Origin of the sequence: Paraburkholderia sp. XV (assembly GCF_020177535.1) — a bacterium.
Taxonomy (GTDB): domain Bacteria; phylum Pseudomonadota; class Gammaproteobacteria; order Burkholderiales; family Burkholderiaceae; genus Paraburkholderia; species Paraburkholderia caribensis.
In genome coordinates this window covers 1-20,691 of record NZ_JAGUUD010000001.1, presented here as the reverse complement: position 1 = coordinate 20,691, position 20,691 = coordinate 1, and the positions used below count along the sequence as shown (strand labels likewise).

The following is a 20,691-nucleotide window of genomic DNA, read 5'->3' as shown; positions in this document are numbered from 1 at the left end:
ACACCTCTGTGAGTCTCATCCTGCGGTGTTTTTTCGCGGTCTCTGATCGTCATAAGTCCACTGGCCGACGCGGATAGCGTCGCGCTGAGCGGGGCGTTGACCCCAAAGGTATGGACGGACAAGAACGGCCTGATCAAGCCTGCCATAGATATGGTCGCCCACAGGGTCATAACGGTCCATGAGGGGCGCCGTGAGGTGATGCTTGAAGTGCTACTTTTTTAGCCCGCCACTCATATCCCTGGGATAAGCGGCTTACCGATCCGCGACGGACGCCATATCACCGATAGGCCATAACAGCGGAAGCTGCGACAGCAGCGCGTCGTTGCGGCATCATCGGTTTTGTCCCAACATTCCCTCGTTGATTCCATCCATAAATTGAACGGTCTCATAATCTCGCACGAGTTTTTCGAAACCGCGGACGACGTCGGCTTCCATGGCATGAAGGCCTTTTTCGCCGTGAAAATTGGTCGGTAATCTACATGGAACCGATGAGCTTGATATTCCCCTTCATGCCCTTCGGCGTTATGAACGTCCACACCTTGCGTGGCAACCGCTCCTGTAGTTCAGCGAGCTTGTCAGTATCGGTCCCAAGTGTGCCGATACGTCCTTCGTTTACATCCGACACGAAGTCTTTCCAGTAGTAGAAGATGTCCAAATCTGCTCCGTTCGCAAAGTGACGGTTTCGGGTCAAACGCCGGGACGATTAACTGGGGGCCAACGCTCGGACATTCAGTTCACCAAGGCGACTGTTCCTAGTCGAAACCATTTTCAGGGTAATTCAGTGTGGCCCCATGCGCGGCGACACCAGCCAAGGTGGGCAAGCCGATGTTAGGCAAACGGTCACGTCAGGCCTGCAGCATCAGGGTGCGGTGATAGCGCCACATCTTCGGGGCGGCGCTCAGCAGGGGCATCCCCTCGTGCAGCGCATGGGCGATCATGAGGCGGTCGAACGGATCCGAGTGATCCGCGTGGACGGGAAGCATCGATACTGCTTCCGTATGTTCAGCCGTAGTCGGCAATTCGATGAAACGGGAGATGCGGAACGCCGAGCGGGCGTCGCGTGGATGCACGCGCAGGTTGCCTTTGGCATGCTTGATGGCAATCTCCGAGATCGCAGCTGCGGTGATCAGCATTGTATTGGCCGGATCACGGGTTTGGCGCCATGCAGAGGGTATCACTGAATCTCACCGTCATTGCTCTGCAGCCACGCCGGAATATCACGTTTGCCGTTGAGCACCCGCCAGATTTCGACATGAGCCTCGCGCTCTATGTAAAAGATCAGGTGCGGATAGTGATCAAGCGGCCACGACCGCAAGCCCGGTATGTCTAGCTCGTGCGCGTAACGGGAAGACCCTATGTTCGGGTGCCTGGAGAGACGCGCGTATGCCTGCTCGATCTCAGCGATGAACCCGAGCGCCGCCTGCTCCGAGCCTTCGTCCACGAGGTAGTGGGTGACCTCGTCCTCTACGTCCTGCCTGGCCAGCCGTGTAGGTATGACCGGCTTCACCGTCATTTGCGCGAAGTACGTACGCGTGCGCGCAATGATTCAAAGTAGTCGGCGCCGACAGGTCCTGCGAGCCCAGACGTTGCGCCTCGCAAGATCATCGCGCGCAGTCGCTTGCGATCCTGGTCTTTTCGGATCAGTTCGCGGACGTACTCACTGCTCGTACCGTAACCGCCCTCGCCGACCTGTTCGTCGACGTAGTCTTTCAGCGAATCCGGAAGGGAAATGTTCATCGTGCTCATATGGGCCACTCTATCACTTTTTGGCAAATTTTGCCAAGATGCAGCGCCGACAGCTTTCCAGCGCATTGAATCGCATGTGCATATCCATGGACGTCGTGCGTGGGCGATCGGAGATAGGGGCAGGCGTTCGCGATCGAAACCTTTCCACACTGCGCGGACAGGGCCGTGCATGGCGGGTCGGATGTGTTGATTGGCGATGGATCGACCGACGGTAGACGCAATGAGCGGAGGGGTTAGCGGTGGCGGCGCTTTTTTTCGTAGTAAGCCTTCATCGCCGTAACCAGCGCTTCTGCAACCGGATGGGCTTCTGAAGCGTGTCGCCTTGTTTGATCGCCTCGGAGATCTGGGAATGTCATCGCGAAAGCGCAGTCATCGCGCCCCAAATAATATGGGAATTGACCTGATAGCTTAAGTTATGGCGAGCCACATCGAGAGAGCGCACCTGCAGCGTCGGGTATCGAGATTGAACTGAACGGTGCCCGTGTGCGCGTCACGGGCATGGTCGACCCAGTGCAGTTGCGCCTCGTGCTGCGCTGCCTGATGCCGGCATGATTGCCCCACCGACCGGTACCCGTGTCTGGCTGGCAGCGGGCGTTACCGATATGCGCCGTGGCATGGATGGACTTGCCGCACCGGTGCAGTCAGCACTCGGACGTGATCCCTTCTCGGGGCACATCTTCCTGTTTCGTGGGCGTCGCGGTGACCTTATCAAGATTTTATGGTGGAGCGGCGACGGCATGAACCGGTACGCGAAACGACTTGAGAGCGGACGCTTCGTGTGGCCGCAGGCAGATTCAGGAACGGTCCATCTATCTGCTGCCCAACTGTCGATGCTGCTCGAGGGGATTGACTGGCCGCATCCGGAGCGCACGTGGCAGCCGACGCACGCGGCGTAACGCCGGGTGCAGGAACCCACAAGCGCGTGGGCTTCATTTACACTGGCATGCATGCTAGGCAATGCGCACGTTTGGGGGATGTTTGCGACAACAACAAAGCGAACCGCCCCTCGCTGACCGGAAAGACGGGACAGCGCTGGCGGGAACCGCGGCGGCGGCGTGCGAGGTGTCTGCGCAAATCGAATTGCAAAACTGAGCGCGCCGCCTGCCGCAGGATCCTGCATTACGGGCGACGCACGTGAAGCATAGTGTCAGGCCTCGCCGAAGAGTTCCTCGAAGCCTTCTCTGCACAACCTGAGCATGGCGTCGGGATCCACCTTCCGGTCCGTCGGGATGGTCACGGCTTCACGTATGACGTCGTTCATCTCCGAGAACAGTTCCTTGACGCCATCGCGCACCGACTTTTGCTGATTTGGATGCAGCGCGCCCGCGAGCTGCTTCCAGATCGGGACGAGATCATCCATTGCTCCGTAAAAGATCTGCAGGGCGTCGTGAATATAGACCACGTCGTTCGCAAGTCTTTTCAGCTGGCGCCGATCGTCGCGGATGAGCAGCTTCTGGATGATGAAGCTCACCGGGTTCGGCACCCGAAGGTCGGTCACAGGCTCGCCCAATCCCGTCTCGTCCGTCGGGATAGTCACAAGCCACGGCTGGAACAGCAACACTTCGAGGTGACGCAGCTTTTGCGCAACGACACCCGCCTTCAGTTCGGTCGCGTCGTTTTTGAACCCCCCTTTCCCGTCCCGCTTCTTTCCACTGCCGGTCAGAGGAGTGAGAAACTCTGCGTAGAATCCATTCGCGCCGTCCAGGGTGTAGCGCATCGCTGGCGGATCGACGTCGCCCCCAAAGTTTGGCTCCTCCTTGAACCCCGCTCCTTCCAGCGCTTGTTTGATATCCCCTTCGAGTGGCTCACGCTCCGCGTAGGCAACGTCCGCGTCGTTGGTAAAAATCGGCGTGTGGTCGACCGTATAAGCGCGAGGCTCATAGTGGTAGAGCCGGAACGCCCAGCCGCCGACAAAAACGATCCTCTTGCGCCAGGGTTCGAGGGTCATCGCTAGCCTGCTGAATTCCGCCATCTCGCTCATGCGCGATCTCCAATTACGTTTGCAAGAATGCCGTGCTCGAGTTCTGCCGCCTGCTCGGCGCCACGCGACGGGTCAGAGGACACGTCAAGCCATGTCTGGATGATGTCGGACACCCACAAACCGTCATGCAAGACGCGCCCGCGAAGCAGAGATTGCGGGTACGGGTGTTGTCGCAGAACCAGATCTGGCCGCTCGCCGCTCTGCGCGACCCGCAGGCCGCGCCAGCCTTCTGCTGCGGCGAGATCCTGGACCCACAGGGTGGTGATCGCGCCATGTACGTGCCCCACGCCAAGCGTACGCGCCGCCGTGAACTGGCCCAGCGTCGCGTCTTCGCGTTTGAGCAGCTTGCGTAGCTGCTGCTCTTCAGGCACACCTGGAGCCAGGAATTTCATGGGTACGCTCACGGCTGGCTTCACGTACGCCGCCTTCCACCGTTGCGCCAGTTTATGCCGCTGCACAAGTCGCAAAGACGGCCCCGCTGCGATGAAATTTTCCTCTTTCAGGGCATTGATGAGCCGCGTGGCAGACATGACGGATACACCCGCTTCTCGTGCGAGATCAGTCGCGGTGGCGTAAGACTTCTCACGCGCGTTGATTAGGTCATCCCGGCCGATGTCCGCAGCAAGCAGGAGTTTGAGCATCCACTGCGCGAGATCGGAAAAGACGAGCGGTGGTGGCGCGGAATGGCTGCTTCGCCGCGCAGTACGAGGACGCTCATCGGCGACATGCTCCAGCCCCGGAAAGTCAACGTACAGCGGCACGTCCGACAGGATGGCCAGGGCCTCTCCTTCACCATGCTCGCGGTGGAATTGCACGAGCTTTTTAACGAGCGCCGTCGACGCGTCCCCCACCCAGATCAGCACGGCCGCCGGCCGCCGCCGCTCACGCCGTGACCGGGCCCGCACTTCCAGTAGCGCCTGGGCGAAAAGCGGCACGACGCGATCCGAGCGCCCTTCCGTCGACGCCTTCAGGACAGCGCAGTACGTCTGTCCGTTGGGGGCGAAAAGGACAAAATCGCCGCCGCCCTCGACGTCCTCCTCCTGGATCTGCCAGCCCTTGCCTTCAAACAACAGCTTCACGGAGCTTCGCGCAAGGCGGTCGGCCGCACGGGTAGAAATGTGTGGATCGCTCATAATTCACTTGGCCAAGTGAGTTAACATGGCCATCTGAAATAACACGGCCATGTTACTACTGCGTCGCCACCGCCGCAAGCGGGGGCGCGTGGCAACGGGAGTCCCGACGTCCGATCGCACTAAACGCGCCCATCAGGATGACGTGCGCGGGGTGGGTGAGGACATAACGCGTCGATGCCCGTTTTTCCGTCTCTGGCCGGTCAGTGCGCGCGAGGTTCCGAAGGAGCCAATCGCCCTTCCTGCGTCCCGCGAGGCCGTACCGCCCCGCCGGCAAGCTGCTCCATGGCGACGAACTGGCGTTCAAGCAATGTATCAAGTTCTTCGACCCGATCATGCTAGTCGCGCTGCATGCGGGCCTCGGCGAGTTTGCCCGAGAGCGCCGGCTTGACCACCAGCAACCAGGCCGTATGCGTAATCGTCGACTTCGCCGCTGCCGGGAAACTCCGCATCGAAGCGCCGGCGCAATGCGTCAAGCGATGCGTCGCTCAGGGCCGGGAAGCAACTCGGCGAACCGGCCGGGTGCCAGCCACGCTAGCTCGGCCAGCCGAATCGACTGACGGGACAATGGCGAACACCCGTCATCGGAACGGAACACGTCTTGCTGATGGCTTGGCATTTGTACCGCCAGCGTCAATAGAGATGAGCTACGGAACCTTTCCACCTTGGCTAAATACGCTATCGGTCACGTGGATCATTTTGGGCGTGATATCTGCAGGTGCGGTCGTCGTTGACGAAGTTCGACACCCTCAGAAGATGTGGATTATGAACGTCGTCTGGCCCCTAACGGCGTTATTCGGCACAGTCCTATGGAGTGGCGCCTACTGCGCGTGGGGCACGATCCTCTCACACGTTCACGCTATCGCCCGGCGCGACACAGACAGTCCGCTCAGCGAGGCGCACGTCGACCGTTCGATCGTTGTCGTGCGCCGCGTGAAGCTCCGCTTTCGCTGCATCGGCACACAGCACGAAGCGCTGCCCACGCCAGTTAAAACCCATGCGTACGCGCGGAAGGCCAGGCGGCCACCCCGGCTCGAATGCGATCGCATCCGTTTCATAACGCACGCCCGCGTAGTGATGCAACACGACATTCAGAAGCGACGCATGCGAGCCAAGATGAAGCCCTTCTTGCGCGCTGCCGGAAGCTGGCACATGATCCGTTTCGAGCGCACGACGAAAGAATGCCAGTGACTTTTTCGGGTCTGTTCCGGCGAGCGCACCCGCACAGACGATCCGCGACAGACTCGATTCGTGCGTCATGCGCCCCAGACACTGTTCAAGGGATCGCTGCGCCGCCTCGCGGCCGAACCGATAGCCGGCCTGCTCCAGCAGCGAGCGCACGCCGCGCTCGCGCAGCAGGTAGAAAAGCATCAGCACATCCGGCTGTTTGACGAGTTGCCAGGCATTGGTCGTTCCGCCCTTCGTTTCGACGAACCAGTCGGTGCGGCTGTGACCGGGCGAAAAGGAGCGCGGGTCGCTTACTTCGCGCAGTGTGTCGAAACCTTCGAACTGCGAGATCGAGCCGTCGTCGAAAAAAGGAACACTCAGACGGCTTGCGATCGTGCGCCAGCACTCGGGCTCATCGTGGGCTAAATCCACTTTGCGGACCAACGCTGCCCGGTCCTCCGCCGGCAGTTCGTCGAGGATGTCGCGCGCGCTGCGCAACGTCCACATCGCCATCACGTTCGTATAAGCGTTGTTCAGCAGACCGGGTGCGGCTGCGCCCGGATATCCATCATGATATTCATCGGGTCCGATGACGCCACCGATGTCATAACGCCCGCTCGTCGCGTTGAGTTTTGACAGGCTTGCCCACATGCGGGCGATTTCGACCATCATCTCCGCACCGTAGGTGCGCAGATACACGTCGTCCCCGGACATGCGCACGTAGTGCACGATGTTCCAGGCAATCGACGCGCCGACATGACGCTCCAGATGCGTGTTGTCGCGCATCCAGTGACCGTCGAGCGGGTTATAGCGGAAATCCGGTGTCTCTTCGTCACCCGTTGTCGCGCTGCGCCACGGATATAGCGCACCGCGCAAACCATTCGACGACGCCGCGCGACGTGCAGCGTCGAGCCGCTCGTAGCGGTACATCAACGGCCCTTTCGCGAGCGCCGGCTGCGTACGCGCGCCTTCGGGCAGCACGAAGAGATCGTCCCAGAACACGTGACCGTTATAACCTTCCTGCCAGCCGCGCGCCGGTATGCCGAGGTCTTCATGCGCAGAAATGGGTGAAACGGTTTGCCTGACGTGGAATGCGCGGACATTGAGCGCCAACCTCAGCGCCGCGTCTTCGCTGTCGATGCGCGATTGCTCCCAGCCGGGCGTCCATGCCCTCCTGTGGGCGTCCTGTAGACGCGACGCGTGAGGGGCGCCGCGCACTTCGTTGCAAGCCGCATCCACAGGATGCGCGCTCGCTACATCGCGCGAAGTTTTAACTGCGACGATCCGGTCGATCCGTAACGGAGTGCGCCGCGCGATCGGCATGCGGACGAGCCTGAAACGGGCATGCTCTTCGTCCCACGCTTGCCATTGCGCAACGTCAGTCCGCTGTCCGTCCACGTCGACGCGCGCAGCCACGGCCACCGTGACCGGTATCGCCGCGAGACGAAAGACCGCACACGACAGGCCATCGACCGTATCGGCATGCGAAGCGTCGACGATATGTGCCGATTCGAGAGGACGTTGACTGTCGACTATGCCGTTGCACACGTTCGCATCCGTACCCGTGCCGATGTCGATCAGCCCTTCCCAATCGCACGCGGTGACCGTCCAGCGCAACACGATCAGGAACGGATTGGCGTAGCTGACGAAGCGGGTTTCATCGATCTGCGTGGTGGTGCCAGACGCGTCGCGCAGCACGAGCGTGCGCAACGCGAGACCCCGGCACAGGTCGAGCGCGTGCCGGTATTCGACAAGCTCCGCGCTATTCGAACCGAGCCACGCGCCGCCCGGCCGCCTGATTGCCAGCACGGTCGCATTCGGCAGACGCGGCACGCTTGCCGTGCGCACAATCGCGCCGTTCGCTTTCGCAGTGGACAGGTCATAAAGCCCCGCGCGGTAAATGCCGGGATAGTGTTGCGACGCAATTCCGTTGGCGCTGACCGAGCATGGCGCCGCCAACCGCGCCTCAGGTGCGCTTGCCCGGACGAACAGCGCGCCGTTGCCGAGGCCGAGAATCGATTCGCGTCGCAACTCGTCGTCGGGGCGAAAGCTGTCGAAGCTCAGAACGTCACCATGATCGTCCGCGCTTCCGTCGATCCCACGCATCAGGGACCTCGACCGTGAGCGATGCGGCGAGGCTGTCGATTTCCTCGCGCGTTCCATACGACTCCTGCGAGCCCCACCGCGTGACCGCGACATTCGCGGACGCCGTGGCGAAACGCAGCGCATCGTCGAAACGAAGATTTTCACCGAGCGCGACCGCGAGCGCGCCGGTGAAGGCGTCGCCGGCGCCGGTGGTATCTTCCGGCTTGATCGCGGGAACCTTGACGATGCGAGGCCCTTCGTTGGAGAACGCGGCGCAACCACCGTCGCCGAGCTTCACACAGGCGAGTTCGAAGCCGCTTTCGTGCAGTTTGCGCGCCGCGCGCATTGCGTCGTGCCTGCCGCCGACGCGCATGCCTGTCAGCGCGGCCGCCTCTTCCTCATTCGGCGAGCAGGCAACGATATGCGGCCAGAGCCGGCGAATCTCGTCCTTGCCCGAGTACTCCGGAGGCGCCGTGTCAAGCACAATCCGCAAACGCCGCTTTACCGCTGCGTCGAGCAACGCCGCGCTGACGTGCGCCGCAATCTCGCAGTCCATCGTCAGCAGACTATCCGGCGGTGCTGCCTCCAACGCGCGAATCGCTGCGCCGATCTGCTCTGGCCGCCAGCACTCGTTCGCGTTTGGCGCGAGCACGATGCGCTTTTTGCCGCCCGACGGCACCATGATGATCGACACTGCGGTCGGGCATCCGGGCGCACGCATGACGGCGGACAGGTCGACGCCATGCTCGCGCAACGATCCAAGCGCCTGCTCGGCGAGATCGTCGTCGCCGACCATACCAATCAGCCGCGCATCATGCTTGAGCCTGCGGGCCAGATACGCACGATTTGCAGCCTTGCCAGCCGATAGCCGGCAAAACCGTTCGGCGCGGCTGGTTTCGCTGTGTTCGTTATCGCTTGTCCTCATCTGGAAATCCGCATTGATGCTGCCGATGCTGATAATCGTTGAATCCATGAGTACCCCAAGGAAAAGTGGCAGGCGCTCCGCTTGCTGCTGTTTATCAGACCACCCCGGTATCGAGATAAGGAGCAGCCATGAACGCAATCCCCTTCTCCGCGACGAGCACCACGACGGAGGATGACGGCACAGATACGCCGAACATTCCGGCCGAACCCGAAACGCCGGACGACAACGCAGCAGATCGCGGACTCAATGCTGTTGACCCAGACCGCCGGGAATAGCCGACCTGTCCGCAATTTCCGCACCGCTCCCGCGTCGGCGCGCGACGGGTGTAGTCGAAGGCACGCAAAGTGGATTGCCTGCGTGGCGTGCGTGCGTGCGCATGTCGGGTATGTGCGTTGCTCGCCTCACGTCAACCGACCGACGCGGTGAAATGCGATGAAATCAGGCACCGGTCACGCCAATATCGGCTTGTCGAAGTCCGCAGGGGCCGGGTCACCGAAAAAATGCCGTGCGATGCTTTTCGCGAACGTTTCATTGCCCGCTTTTACGACCCCGCTTTCCGTACGAAAGACGCGTCGATCCAGCGACTGGAGTCGATCGCATGGGAGACTTATTGCGGCTCCCGCAAGTCACCGGTTACGGCAAAGGCCGGCGGAGGTTTCGCCGATCCCGACTATGATCTCTTTGTCGGATGGCGCGAAGCGAGCGCATCAAGGCAGCACAGAGCCGGCAGAAGGGTCGATGGGCTCCGTCGCGCGTGCTGATCGTCAACGCCTCCTCTCGCAACGACTTCACGCCCTGGCGGTATGTTGAAGAGTTTCCGGCGTGGCAAGCTTGCGCAGGAAACCCTCGAACAACGCTCGCTCGCCGTCGACTTTCTGCAGCTATCGCGCCTCAATTCCGAGCATGAGCCGCATATCCATCCTTGCAAAGCCCAGAAACAATCGGTGTCGGCAAAGACCTTTGCCGGAAGTGCCACGGTACCTGCAAAGTGGATGGCAAACCGTGCGACATTTGCGCCGGCACAGGAAAAACCCAGCAAGGCATTGGCGGAGGCTAACGAGGTCGAGTGCGCCGAAGGAGGCCGCAACACCTTCCTCCGGTGACAGGTTCACCTACAGGCGGTATCGGACAAACGGCACGCCTGCTCGTTTCCTTTCGCTGCTGACTCTTGCGGGCTTAACCGGCGCAGCCATCGGCGTCCATCAACGGCGGTCCCTTTGGCAGGCTTTTGGCGCACACGACGCCGCGCTTGCCACACGCAAAAAGTTTGTCGGTGTGTGTTGCCGCGCTTCTGCGTCCAGGCGACAGCGAGTGTGCTGGCGCTGGCATGCCTGGCCGCGGGCGTGAGCGTCGGTAGGAACCGTGTTGAGTGCCCATGTCAGATGCGGTGACCACCGCGATGGACGTGCGTTCCGTGGCGAAAACCTTTCGTGGACTCAGATGATGGGAATCTCCGCGACGACGCTGGGCGCAGTACTGCTTGCCGTTTCGGGCATGCACAACGTCGGATAGACCCGTGCACGGCCGCGCTGGAAAGGCCTTGCTAGCGGCGGCGACGGATGGCACCGCTGGTCCAGCGCCATTCCTACCTGCGAGAAAACACTCAGTTTTGCAAACGGCGAGTGATTGCCTTGAGTCTTCACAGACAATGAAGCCAACTCACCGACCAGTCTTCCGCACAGGGAGTTGACAAGGAGCGCGCCAGCTATTCCCAACCTTGGCACCGAGTAAAGTCTCTGCCTCTGAAACCCAGCGCCTTAGCACAACGCGGCACTGCATGCTCGCAACGCGGTGCGGTGGACGTACTTGTAGACTGCGCCGGTGCAGGCATCGGCGGCGCAACCGTTGACCAGCTGGAGGACGCGGACATAGAGAGAGTGCTGCGTGCGGATCTGCCTCACGTCTCGGGTACACGCCATGCTCGATTGACAGCGCCAGGCCTTGCATACCAAAGGGAGCGCATGATGACCACAGTTGCAGAAGTAATGACACGCGACCCAGCAACCATCGGCCCAACACAAAGCCTGCGGGAAGCGGCGAAGATGATGGATGACCTGAACGTTGGAGCGTTGCCCGTGTGTGACGGAACGAGTCTGATCGGTATGCTGACGGACCGCGACATCGTGGTACGTGCGGTGTCAGCAGGCGTCCCACCGGACGAACGGCTTGAAGGCGTTGTCAGCGGGCCGCCGGCCTGGTGCTATGAAACCGACGACGTCGAAGACGTGAAACGAAAGATGGAAGGCTCGCAAATCCGTCGCGTACCCGTGGTGGACAAGGAAAAGCGCCTTGTTGGCATACTTTCGCTCGGCGATCTTGCCACCAGTCTTGATGGCGGAATGTCCTCGACACTGGGTGCCGTTTCGACGCCATCGGCACCGGAGCGTTGAATGCCCAGCAAGTTAACGCCCGAGGCAGCGTCCCAAAGCGCACACATGATGATGCCCGACTCGCCTCGTTCCAAGCCGGCGCCATCCAGGCCGGAGGAAGAGAAACCAGCGGACCTTGAGCGCCCCGATAGCGATGAACCGGGGCCTGAACCGGGCGCTCCCGGAGGCCCGCCGCCCAAGGACAAAGCCGGGCGGAGCCGCCCCGCCAATAGACCTTCAAAAGAATGAAGACTGCCGACCCACCACCGTTTGGCAAGTCGGCGCTAGTCGAACCATAAGAGTGGGGTCGCCATGTCTGCCAGTCGAACCGCCAGATCCCGTCAAAGCAGCCGTTCAATCCGGATCTGCGGTTGACATACGCGCCGTCCGGTTGCGTGGTAGCGCGTCGATGTCGATGCCATCGAGCAGCCAGTGAAGCTGCTGCGTCGTCAGCTCGATCACTTCCTGATCGCGTCGCGGCCACATGAAACGGTCTTGCTCGAGGCGGCGCAATAACAGCCCGAAGCCGGTGCGTTCGTACAGCAGGAGCTTGATCCGGTTGCATTTACGGTTGCGAAACGCGTACACCGCGCGCGAGTGGATCCAGTCGCATCGAATTCTCAACCACGGCGGCAAGGGTATTGATACCGCACCGGAAGTCGACCGGCTCGCGATGAAGATAGACCCGCAGGTCGTCAGCGAAGCGCAGCATCACCGGCTCCTCAATGCGCCGATCATCGCTGCGAGCAGCGCCGTGTCCTGTTGCGTACATTCAAGTTCGAGACTCACCCCGTTAGGCAACTGCGCCACCAGGCGTGACGGCAACGGCGAGCGTTGCGAGGGGCGCATCGGTTCACGCCGTGCAGCAGCCGGCTGGGCGTCGGGCTGGGACGGCATGTGAGGCAAGTGCACAGGTTCGGCATCAACCACTTCCAGAACAGGAACAAATGCCGGCGCACTGGCTGGTGTCGGCTACCGTTCAGTTCGGGAGCGTGTCTTTTTACGCTCGAGGCCAATCCACTTGCGAAGCTGGTTGGCGTTCACGCCAGCCTTCAGTGCCAGCCCGGCAACGGAGGCCCCCGGCTTCTGGCACGCTTCGATCAGTTTGCGCTTGCCATCACGGTCGTACCGGTTCTTGCCGTCGGCCGATTTACCGATCACCCGCAACGGCAGGAAGTCAAAGTCAGCTTGTAGGCCAGGCATAAGCTGCGTCCGCAATGTGGTGGCTGCGGACGCAATCTTGTTCCTTCTCATACGCCGGGTCCAGATGAGTCGGAACTACCGCTTACGCACTATCGCTGGCCCGGGTGGCTCTCACCGATGCGCGATGCCGAGCTGATTCGCTCGATGTCACGCAAAGGATGCTCACCCGATAACGCGGCCTGCGAAGGCTTCTTCGGGCGGCTCAAGACGGAACTGTTTTATCCTCGTGACTGGCGTACTACGACCGTTGATCAGTTCGTCGAGGTCGTTGACTCTTACATCCGCTGGTACAACGCAAAGCGGATCAAGGTCTCACTCGGCTCGCTCAGCCCGATCGAATACCGGAAGAGCCTCGGAATCGTGGCATAAACCAGTCCAAGTTATTGGCCGCACCCCCGGCGGGTCAGAATTCAATCGGCGTTGACAGAGATTCAATAGTTCCTCGCGAAGCGATCCGCGGCGCCCGCAGGGCGACGAGTCGGCAGAACACCCTTGATCAGCTTTCCCCGGACTCGCTCAGGTGTCTGATGAACAGCACGCACGCCGCAGGCAGATGCACCACGTCGGTTCCACCGGCCAGTGCAAGCCACGGTGGAAGGGCTGCCCCGAACACGTTCGCACTCACCGCACCGAACAGGAGGCCGGTGAAGAGCAGCACCCCGTGCGCGACCGCCCTGCGCGCGCCGCTGGTGGCCAGGCGCCAGATGGTTGCGTGAACGTACAGCACGGTTATGACGGATGCCATGACGACAACCGCGACGTAATTCAGTTGCATGGATGCGTTTCCCTGGTGCCCGCGCATCGATCCCGCTTTCATCCCGTGCCCAGGGGACGGCGCGATCCTCTGCGCCTGACGCGACGGTGTCATACAGTCCGACTGAAATGACCGTTCCAGACCCGGCCTTCATCAGCGTGTGTGCCCTTCCAACGCCGGTCGCGGTCGGTCCGCGCCGGGGCAACGTTCCGGCTCACACGGGTCGGTGTGCCTGCCCGTTGCACGCGCATACGGCAGGCCGTAGTGGCAGGCGCACTGGAACACCGATCCCCCTGAACCCATGCCGATACGGCGCCGCGGGACACGGTTCGGGCGGCCCGCTTTCCAATGGGCGCTATTTACCGGCTTTTGTAAAAACGATCGCGGTCGCAAGCCACTGAAGGTTACCCGCGTTGCCGCAAAAAGGGTCGCCGCGACGGCGTGAAAATTGCGAAGCCGGGCCACTACCGGCTCCATGGATGTGGCGCGGCAGCAGTGCGGCGAGCCGCGGCCGTCGCGGACGTATCGTCTGGCGACCCATCTGGGTGGCGGAGCCCAACAGAGACGTTGCGGGCGCCCCGTCGACCAGACCGCTTTTCATCTGGCATACAGTCTGCGACATCAGCGCGGTGAGACGGACACCGGCTGGTGCCCGACCGGTGCTGCGAGGAAGATAAGCCACACCTCAGACCTTTTGCGGAGCCAATCAATGGCTTCAGTGAGGCCGTGCACGGCAATGTGCGTACTCGACGGCGTTATCGTCCTGGTCAGCTTTTATTCCGAATCCGGTCTGCTACGCCTTAACGATGCAGCGGGACGCTGTTACCGGGAGACGAGGTGGGATGGTTCGTGGGCCGGGCTGATGGCATCGCTGAAAGCCTTCGACGCCGACAGATCCCGTTCGGACCTCGGTGATCTGCTGCACGGGTTTCCGGCATGTGCCCGCTCCAGCCCGAGGACCTCCGCGCCGGACACGGCAAGGCTTTTGGTCGCAGCCGCAAACGGGCGACTGCCACTATCCGGCGATGGGACTGCAGACGACCCCGATCGCTCGCAGGCAGGAGCTGCCAGATTGATGGACGACTGATGCACCCGGGTGAAAGATGGGCGGTTCCTGCTGGATGCGACGCAGACTGCCGCGGCCAGGGCCGGCTAGCACAAGGCGAAACTGGTGGTGCCCTTCGCACCGCGTGCGCGACACTCTGCGCCAGTCGCGCAGCTCCGTGATGGTGCTAGTAGTCCGGTCTCGGCAGGGTCGGGTTTTCCGGCTGGGTGTAGCGCCGGTTGACCTCGCCCAACACGCGCTTGCGGCTCTCAGCGGGCGACAGCGCCGTGTCCTGTTCGATTGCCCTCGTGCTGTTTGCGAGTGCGACGTCGCCGATCACGCTTTCAAACCATTGCGAGTAGTCGCCGCGCTGAAGATGATAACGCCATGTCGCTTCATCGACGCCCTCGGCCAGTTCGACAAACAGCACAAGATTGTGCGCGCGCAGATTCAACTGCCCGCGAGGTCCGCGGAAATAGAAGCTGCGCTCAGGGATCAGCAGACCTTCGGCATATTTCCGGACATGGCGACGATGCGCGCTGCGTCCGCCACCGATCGTCACGACGTAAGGGTCCTCTTTAGCCGGCTCCCAGAACAGTGCTTCGCCGCGCCGGGCACCGGCTACGCGCGCAACCGGTGGCGCAATCCCGGCAGACGACGCAAAAGATCCCAGCCGGTCAGCAGCATCGTCACCCATCGCGACAACAATGTTGATCTGCTTCAACAGCGCCGGCGAAAGCTGTTCAGGATGCACAGTGACGACGAGCGTCGACTCAAGCGCCTGCGGCACGGCCGCGCCCGCGGATGCCCAGGCTGCCGGAAAGAGGTGATGCGCCTCGTCGAAGACCAGCCAGTGAGGCCGTGCTGTTCGCGCGCGCAGCGCCTGAAGTCTCAGTAGCAGTTCGGCACAATACTGCGGGCGTTCGCCGGGCGGCACGCGCATCATGTTAATGGCGACCTGACGCGTCGTGCGTTCGAGCAGTTCCAGCACCTCCTCCCCGACAGGCATGGTCTGCGCGTTGCCCACTACCGTCAGACGGTCGTCGTTGACGTAATCCCCCTCCGGATCGAAGATGCAAAGCTGATAGCCGCCATCGGTCAGGCTTTCAAGCAACGCTTCCGCCGCCGTCGACTTGCCCGATCCCGACGCGCCCACCAGAAGCATGGTGCTACCGGCGGTATCGACCGTGACGGCTGGCGACGCTGGCACGTCGCCACGCTTGCCGACGGTCAACCTGCATCTGGCGAGCGACGACGCGTGAGCGCGCAGATCGTCGGCAATCAGTGCATCGATCAGCGTGGCGACGCCCTCGCCGTCCGGATGCGACGTGACCAGATCCGCCTGCTGTTTCAGTGCGGGCAGCGCGTTTTCCACGGCGACGGCCAAACCGCATGCGCGAATGAGCGCATGGTCGTTTTCCGCGTCGCCCAAGCCGACTACATTCAGCGGCGACAGCTTCAGTGCGTCGAGTGCGGCCCTCAGTCCCGACGCTTTCGTGATGCCAGGCTGGAGGACCATGACGGCGTCGCCGTTGAACACGACATGCAGCTCAAGGCCGAGAACCCGGATTACCTCGAACGCAATCTGTTCGTTTGGCTTCATCATCGCAACGAGCGTCTCGCTGACGCTGAAGTGCTTCAGTCCCCGCGCACGCAATGCGTCAACAAACTGCTTCGGTGGCGCATCCGCGAGCAGGCGCCTTTCCCCTGCTGAGGGATCGAACAGTATGCCGCCGTTTTCCGCGACCACACGCGCGAACATGTCGAGGCGCGGACAGACCGTCATCAGGTCGTCGAGTTCGCGCCCCGTGACCAGAACCAGGTAGCGGCCCGACTGGCGCAGCCTGTCGAGTGCCGCCCACGTGGAATCCGCGACGCGACCCTCGCGCGCGAGAGTGTTGTCATAGTCCGTTGCGAGCGCGAGATAACGCATGGCGCCTCCTTTCAACGCACGCAGGAGGCGTGCGCCTCGCGGATCAGTTTTGCGTAGGCCGTCAGATACTAGTCGGCCATACGGGCCACCGTGAACCGCTTTTCGAACGCGGCGCGACAGCGGGACCGGTCGATCGTGTCGATCTTCCCGACTGCCTCGACGGCTTCATCGATCGTGTTTACGATGAAGCCCGTTACGCCGTCGTCAATGATCTCGGGCACCGAGCCGCGCCCGAACGCAATCACGGGCGTACCGCACGCCAGCGCTTCAGCCAGCACGAGGCCGAACGGCTCAGGCCAGTCAACCGGAAACAGCAGCGCGCGTGCTCGCCCGACAAAATCGTTCTTGTGCCAGTCGTCGAGTTCGCCGCGATAGCAGACGTGCGGCTGCTTCATCAGCGGGGCGATATCGCGTTCGTAGTAGGCCCGGTCGCCGTTGTCGATTTTTGCGGCGATCTCGATGCGCGCACGCGCGCGCCGTGCGATCTCGATGGCAGTATCCGGGCGCTTGGCGGGTGCAATGCGCCCGACGAACGCAAGGTAGTCCGACGGCGCCGGATGGAACGAGAGGAGTCCGGGCGGCAGGCCATGGTAAATCGTGCACTGCCACGCAAGATCCGGCAACGGCGCACGCTGGGCGTCCGAAATGGAAACCAGTGGCATGTCGGCGAATTCGCGGTACAGCGTGTCAAGTCCCGGGATGTCCAGGCGCCAGTGCAGCGTCGTCAGGTGGGGGCACCGCACGCGCCTGCCGAACGGAAAGCTCGCATAGTCGGTATGAAAATGCACGATGTCGAATTCGCCCGAGCGTTGCACGACCTGCTCAAGCATCGCGACGTGGAACGCTTGCGGATCGGCCGTGTCTTCGATGTCGCGCAAAGAACGCGGGCATACCGGGACGAGTTCCGCCCGCGTCAGCGAGTCGCCGCTGGCAAACAGCGTGAGCTCGTGACCGCGTGCAACCAGTTCTTCCGTCAGCCACGAGACAACCCGTTCAGTGCCGCCATAGGCCACGGGCGGCACGCGCTCATACAGCGTGGATACCTGCGCGATGCGCATGACTGCCCTCCCTCGAAGTTACCCGTCAGGTGGGCCAGCATCTGTTGTTCCACCACCCCGCGCTTCAGGGTTTCATCACCGGGCGAATGAGTGCGCTCGCAGGCGGAATGCGGAATGCGCTACGACAACCGCCACCATGACAGTTGAAGAGGCGAGATGCGCATAGCCCAGATCGCGCCACTATACGAATGCGTTCCGCCTGTTGCTTACGGCGCCACCGAGCGCATCGTCCATTACCTGACGGAAGCACTCGTGCAACGCGGGCACGATGTCACGCTGTTTGCGAGCGGCGATTCGCGCACGTCCGCTGCCTTGATTGCCGCGTGCGACGGGGCCCTTTGGCGGGATCCGTGCGCATGGGATACGTCATGCCATCACATTCGTCAACTCGAACAGGTCGCGCGGCATGCACACGACTTCGATGTGCTGCACTTTCACGGCGAGCCGATACACTTGCCGGTCATGCAGCGCCTTCGGTGCGCCCACGTCACGACAATGCATGCGCTGATGCTGCCTCACGACCATGGTCCCCTGTTACGTGAGTTCGCCGGGGCGCCGCTCGTTTCCATTTCCGAGAGTCAGCGCAAGCCAATACCGTGGGCCAACTGGGTCAGGACCATTTATCACGGCATTCCAGCCGATGCACTGCCTTTTGAGGTTTCTCCGCACGACTATCTGCTGTTTCTCGGCAGGCTCATGCCAGGCAAGCGACCCGATCTCGCCGTTGAAATTGCACGTCGGGCACGCATGCAACTCAAGATCGCCGGCGTGGTCCACCCGGGAGAGCGGGAATACTTCCGGAACAGTCTCACGCCGTTGCTGGAGCAAAACGCGACGTTTGCCGAGTTTCTCGGTGAGACGGGCGGACAGGCGCGCAGCCGTCTGCTCTCCCGGGCGCGGGCCTTGCTACTTCCTATTGAATGGGAGGAGCCCTTTGGCCTGGTCGCGATCGAAGCAATGGCGTGCGGCACGCCCGTCATCGCATTCCGGCGGGGCGCAATGACCGAAATCATCGAAGACGGCGTGAATGGCTGGCTCGTCGATGATGTGGACGGTGCAGTCGCTGCTGTTGACCGGATCGGCGCGATCGATCGTTGCGATTGCCGCCGCGCGTTCGAATCACGCTTCACTGTCTCGCGAATGGTAGACGAATATGTCGAGCTTTATTCGGAACTTTGCGCGGCATCTGAAGGGAAGAAGAGCGTCGCGGTTGCCGCTTGCCAGGCATCTTCAAAGAATCGGCGCCCCGCCCGTGACTGCGATCGTCGCGCCTGAGATATAGCTCGCCTCGTCAGAGGCCAGCATGACATAGGCGGGCGCGAGTTCCGCAGGCTGCCCCGGTCGTTTCATCGGAACCTGTTCACCGAAATGTTCGACCTTGTCCTGCGGCATCGTCGAGGGGATCAGCGGTGTCCAGATCGGCCCTGGCGCGACGCAGTTTGCGCGGATGCCCTTTGCGGCGAGCAACTGGGCAAGGCCGGCCGTAAAGTTCTGGATCGCGCGTTTCGTCGTCGCGTAAGCGAGCAGCCCCGGATTCGGCTTGTCCGCATTGATGGACGTGGTGTTGATGATTGAACCGCCGGACTTCATATGCCGGACGGCAGCGCGGGTAACCCTGAACATCGCGCCGATGTTGATGTCGAACGTGCGGTCCCATTCCTCGTCGCTGATATCGTCGAGCGCGTCGTGCGTCATCTGGCAGGCGGCATTGTTGACGAGGACGTCCAGCTCTCCGAACTCCTTCAGTGCCGTCTCGACGATCCTGTCGCAATGCCCCGACTGCGTGATGTCGCCACGCAGCAGAACGGCCCGCCGTCCCGCCTTTTCGATCCAGCGCTTCGTCGCTTCGGCATCGTCGTCTTCGTCGAGATAGGCGATGAGAACGTCGGCACCCTCGCGCGCGAAGGCAATGGCGACGGCCCGCCCGATGCCGCTGTCGCCCCCTGTGATGATGGCGGCTTTGTCCGCAAGCCCGCCGCTACCCGCATAGCTGTTTTCTTCGTGATCGGGCTGCGGCCGCAACGGCGCAGTGTGGCCGGAAACGTCCTGCTGCTGGGGCGGAAAAGGCGGCGCGGGTCGCTTGACGTCGGTCATGATATGGGCGTCCCGACACAACGCAACGCCCTGGCCGCCGTTTCGGGCGGCGTGCTGTTCCGCGAGCTAGGACGAACCAGGCGGGCGAGTGCTGGATTTCAGCCTTCGTTGCCAACCGCCTTCGACACCTGGGCGGGATTTGCGTATTCATCGTCGGCCATGGCCGCCAGCGCTTCCATCGCATCCCCGTCGGCGCCGTTCTGCTTCGCTACCTTCAGCAGGTCCTCTTTGGAAGCCGGATAGGAGGCGCCCTTGAGCGCCTTTTGCACGTCGATAAATTTGCGGATCGACGGATTTTTTGCGCCGGACGTGGCCATGACGAATCTCCCGGATAAATTGGTACAGCGGGGCATGCATGTGACGTTCCTGTGCCCGACTCCGGTTGCCCGGCGGACACACCCTCGTGTCGACGATCCGCAAGCCTCCACACCTGCACGGCTACTGGCCACCCTGGCCTGCGGTGCCCGTCCCGTTTTTCTGCCGGTTATAGTTGTCGCTGTTCGAATGGCCCATGCGGGTCGAATTCGACGGGCTGGAACCCATGCCGCGGCCTGTACTGGCGTTGCCGGGTGATCCATAGCCGGAATCGCTGTCGCCAGGGCTGTTCATCCCCGCAGGGCCATTCGCGCTTCCTTGCGCGCCAGCAGTGCCCGTTTCCGCGCCGGTGCCGCCGGCGCCGCCGGAACCCGTTGCACCGCCTGCACTGCCCGTCTGTGCATAGACACTACCCGCCAGCGCTGCGAGCAAGGCGGCCATGAGGACCGTTTTCGCTGGTTGTCGCATGATCGGAATCTCCTGAAAAGTTGACGTTCCTGTTCGGCACTAGCGTCGCGCAAGCCCCGTGCCGCGCGGCGTGCGGCCCGCGGCGCACAAGCCGCGCGACGTCATCCGGACCGATACATTGCGGGGCTCGGGCCGCCGCGGTACGGGCATTGCTCTTCGCGGTCATGGCGGTATGCGGCTCTCTCCCTAGCAGGCTGTTGAAATACCTCCCGCGCACGTCATCCGCGCGGGAGGGGTAAACGTTGAGATGAAGAATCGAACAACACTGAGACTGAAGCGATGCGCGGAGCGGACGGCTACACAGAATCGATGTTCACGATGTCCAGGCTCGATGACTTCGTTCCGGCCAATCACCCGTTGCGACGTAAGCGGCTCGCGTAGGCCGTTCTCGACGTTACGCGCGTAAGTGAGGCATGGT

At 62.1% G+C, this 20,691-nt stretch carries 19 protein-coding genes and 3 pseudogenes; 6 read left to right on the top strand and 16 right to left on the bottom strand.

The window, feature by feature from the left end; translation table 11 throughout:
• Positions 1–475: 475 nt before the first annotated feature.
• The 4 genes and pseudogenes from KFO72_RS00110 to KFO72_RS00095 all read right to left on the bottom strand — a co-directional run bounded on the left by KFO72_RS00110 (position 476) and on the right by KFO72_RS00095 (position 1,746).
• Positions 476–655: a hypothetical protein gene (locus KFO72_RS00110; RefSeq protein ID WP_225031014.1), complete on the bottom strand. Its 180-nt coding sequence runs from the start codon at positions 653–655 to the stop codon at positions 476–478.
• 190 nt (positions 656–845) lie between these two features.
• A pseudogene (locus KFO72_RS00105) lies at positions 846–1,145 on the bottom strand (type II toxin-antitoxin system VapC family toxin); the annotation flags it as partial.
• A gap of 29 nt (positions 1,146–1,174) precedes the next feature.
• Positions 1,175–1,513 (bottom strand): type II toxin-antitoxin system RelE/ParE family toxin, encoded by a 339-nt coding sequence (locus tag KFO72_RS00100; protein WP_225031012.1) that lies wholly within the window; start codon positions 1,511–1,513, stop codon positions 1,175–1,177.
• Complete coding sequence (locus KFO72_RS00095; protein ID WP_225031218.1) at positions 1,510–1,746, bottom strand: type II toxin-antitoxin system ParD family antitoxin; 237 nt, start codon at positions 1,744–1,746, stop codon at positions 1,510–1,512. Before KFO72_RS00095 ends, KFO72_RS00100 begins: the two co-directional genes overlap by 4 nt.
• Positions 1,747–2,294: 548 nt before the next feature.
• Here KFO72_RS00095 and tnpB (KFO72_RS00090) point away from each other — a divergent pair.
• Positions 2,295–2,642, top strand: coding sequence for an IS66 family insertion sequence element accessory protein TnpB (tnpB, locus tag KFO72_RS00090; protein ID WP_225031011.1), 348 nt, complete (start codon positions 2,295–2,297; stop codon positions 2,640–2,642).
• A 251-nt stretch (positions 2,643–2,893) separates the two neighbouring features.
• On the opposite strand, the gene KFO72_RS00085 is transcribed toward tnpB (KFO72_RS00090), so the two are convergent.
• The 4 genes from KFO72_RS00085 to KFO72_RS00070 all read right to left on the bottom strand — a co-directional run bounded on the left by KFO72_RS00085 (position 2,894) and on the right by KFO72_RS00070 (position 9,082).
• Positions 2,894–3,727 carry a GSU2403 family nucleotidyltransferase fold protein gene (locus KFO72_RS00085; protein WP_225031010.1) on the bottom strand — a complete coding sequence of 278 codons (834 nt, stop codon included), beginning with the start codon at positions 3,725–3,727 and terminating at the stop codon, positions 2,894–2,896.
• The gene (locus KFO72_RS00080; protein WP_225031009.1) at positions 3,724–4,806 is read right to left on the bottom strand and encodes a helix-turn-helix domain-containing protein; all 1,083 of its coding nucleotides are present in this window, start codon (positions 4,804–4,806) and stop codon (positions 3,724–3,726) included. The genes KFO72_RS00085 and KFO72_RS00080 overlap by 4 nt, the downstream gene beginning before the upstream one ends.
• Positions 4,807–5,703: 897 nt before the next feature.
• Complete coding sequence (locus KFO72_RS00075; RefSeq protein ID WP_225031008.1) at positions 5,704–8,130, bottom strand: glycosyl hydrolase family 65 protein; 2,427 nt, start codon at positions 8,128–8,130, stop codon at positions 5,704–5,706.
• On the bottom strand, positions 8,093–9,082 hold the full coding sequence (locus tag KFO72_RS00070; protein ID WP_225031007.1) for a ribokinase: 990 nt from the start codon (positions 9,080–9,082) through the stop codon (positions 8,093–8,095). The genes KFO72_RS00075 and KFO72_RS00070 overlap by 38 nt, the downstream gene beginning before the upstream one ends.
• Positions 9,083–9,162: 80 nt before the next feature.
• On the opposite strand from KFO72_RS00070, the gene KFO72_RS00065 reads away from it, so the two are divergent.
• From KFO72_RS00065 to KFO72_RS00055, 3 genes are all read left to right on the top strand, one after another.
• Entirely contained in the window at positions 9,163–9,309 is a 147-nt protein-coding gene (locus tag KFO72_RS00065) for a hypothetical protein (protein ID WP_225031006.1), read from the top strand.
• 528 nt (positions 9,310–9,837) lie between these two features.
• Positions 9,838–10,137 (top strand): hypothetical protein, encoded by a 300-nt coding sequence (locus KFO72_RS00060; protein ID WP_225031226.1) that lies wholly within the window; start codon positions 9,838–9,840, stop codon positions 10,135–10,137.
• An 861-nt stretch (positions 10,138–10,998) separates the two neighbouring features.
• On the top strand, positions 10,999–11,424 hold the full coding sequence (locus tag KFO72_RS00055; RefSeq protein ID WP_225031217.1) for a CBS domain-containing protein: 426 nt from the start codon (positions 10,999–11,001) through the stop codon (positions 11,422–11,424).
• A 333-nt stretch (positions 11,425–11,757) separates the two neighbouring features.
• Here KFO72_RS00055 and tnpB (KFO72_RS00050) read toward each other — a convergent pair.
• Positions 11,758–12,115 (bottom strand): annotated as a pseudogene (tnpB, locus tag KFO72_RS00050) (IS66 family insertion sequence element accessory protein TnpB).
• 260 nt (positions 12,116–12,375) lie between these two features.
• Complete coding sequence (locus tag KFO72_RS42180; protein ID WP_318248375.1) at positions 12,376–12,657, bottom strand: transposase; 282 nt, start codon at positions 12,655–12,657, stop codon at positions 12,376–12,378.
• 36 nt (positions 12,658–12,693) lie between these two features.
• Between KFO72_RS42180 and KFO72_RS00040 the strand changes: the two are divergent.
• A pseudogene (locus KFO72_RS00040) lies at positions 12,694–12,975 on the top strand (IS3 family transposase); the annotation flags it as partial.
• Between the two features lie 127 nt (positions 12,976–13,102).
• Here KFO72_RS00040 and KFO72_RS00035 read toward each other — a convergent pair.
• The 3 genes from KFO72_RS00035 to KFO72_RS00025 form a co-directional block, all read right to left on the bottom strand.
• A complete protein-coding gene (locus KFO72_RS00035; protein ID WP_225031005.1) occupies positions 13,103–13,381 on the bottom strand; it encodes a hypothetical protein in 279 nt (92 codons plus the stop codon).
• Positions 13,382–14,592: 1,211 nt separating this feature from the next.
• On the bottom strand, positions 14,593–16,338 hold the full coding sequence (locus KFO72_RS00030) for an HAD hydrolase family protein (protein WP_225031004.1): 1,746 nt from the start codon (positions 16,336–16,338) through the stop codon (positions 14,593–14,595).
• Between the two features lie 68 nt (positions 16,339–16,406).
• A complete protein-coding gene (locus KFO72_RS00025; RefSeq protein ID WP_225031003.1) occupies positions 16,407–17,396 on the bottom strand; it encodes a glycosyltransferase family 4 protein in 990 nt (329 codons plus the stop codon).
• Between the two features lie 156 nt (positions 17,397–17,552).
• Here KFO72_RS00025 and KFO72_RS00020 point away from each other — a divergent pair, with 156 nt between their 5' ends.
• Positions 17,553–18,671, top strand: coding sequence for a glycosyltransferase family 4 protein (locus KFO72_RS00020; RefSeq protein WP_225031002.1), 1,119 nt, complete (start codon positions 17,553–17,555; stop codon positions 18,669–18,671).
• Here the strand turns inward: KFO72_RS00020 and KFO72_RS00015 are convergent.
• The 3 genes from KFO72_RS00015 to KFO72_RS00005 form a co-directional block, all read right to left on the bottom strand.
• The gene (locus KFO72_RS00015) at positions 18,627–19,490 is read right to left on the bottom strand and encodes a glucose 1-dehydrogenase (protein ID WP_225031001.1); all 864 of its coding nucleotides are present in this window, start codon (positions 19,488–19,490) and stop codon (positions 18,627–18,629) included. The two genes, KFO72_RS00020 and KFO72_RS00015, sit on opposite strands and share 45 nt — an antisense overlap.
• Positions 19,491–19,588: 98 nt before the next feature.
• Complete coding sequence (locus KFO72_RS00010) at positions 19,589–19,807, bottom strand: DUF2795 domain-containing protein (protein ID WP_225031000.1); 219 nt, start codon at positions 19,805–19,807, stop codon at positions 19,589–19,591.
• A gap of 121 nt (positions 19,808–19,928) precedes the next feature.
• Positions 19,929–20,273 carry a hypothetical protein gene (locus tag KFO72_RS00005; protein ID WP_225030999.1) on the bottom strand — a complete coding sequence of 115 codons (345 nt, stop codon included), beginning with the start codon at positions 20,271–20,273 and terminating at the stop codon, positions 19,929–19,931.
• Positions 20,274–20,691: the final 418 nt, after the last annotated feature.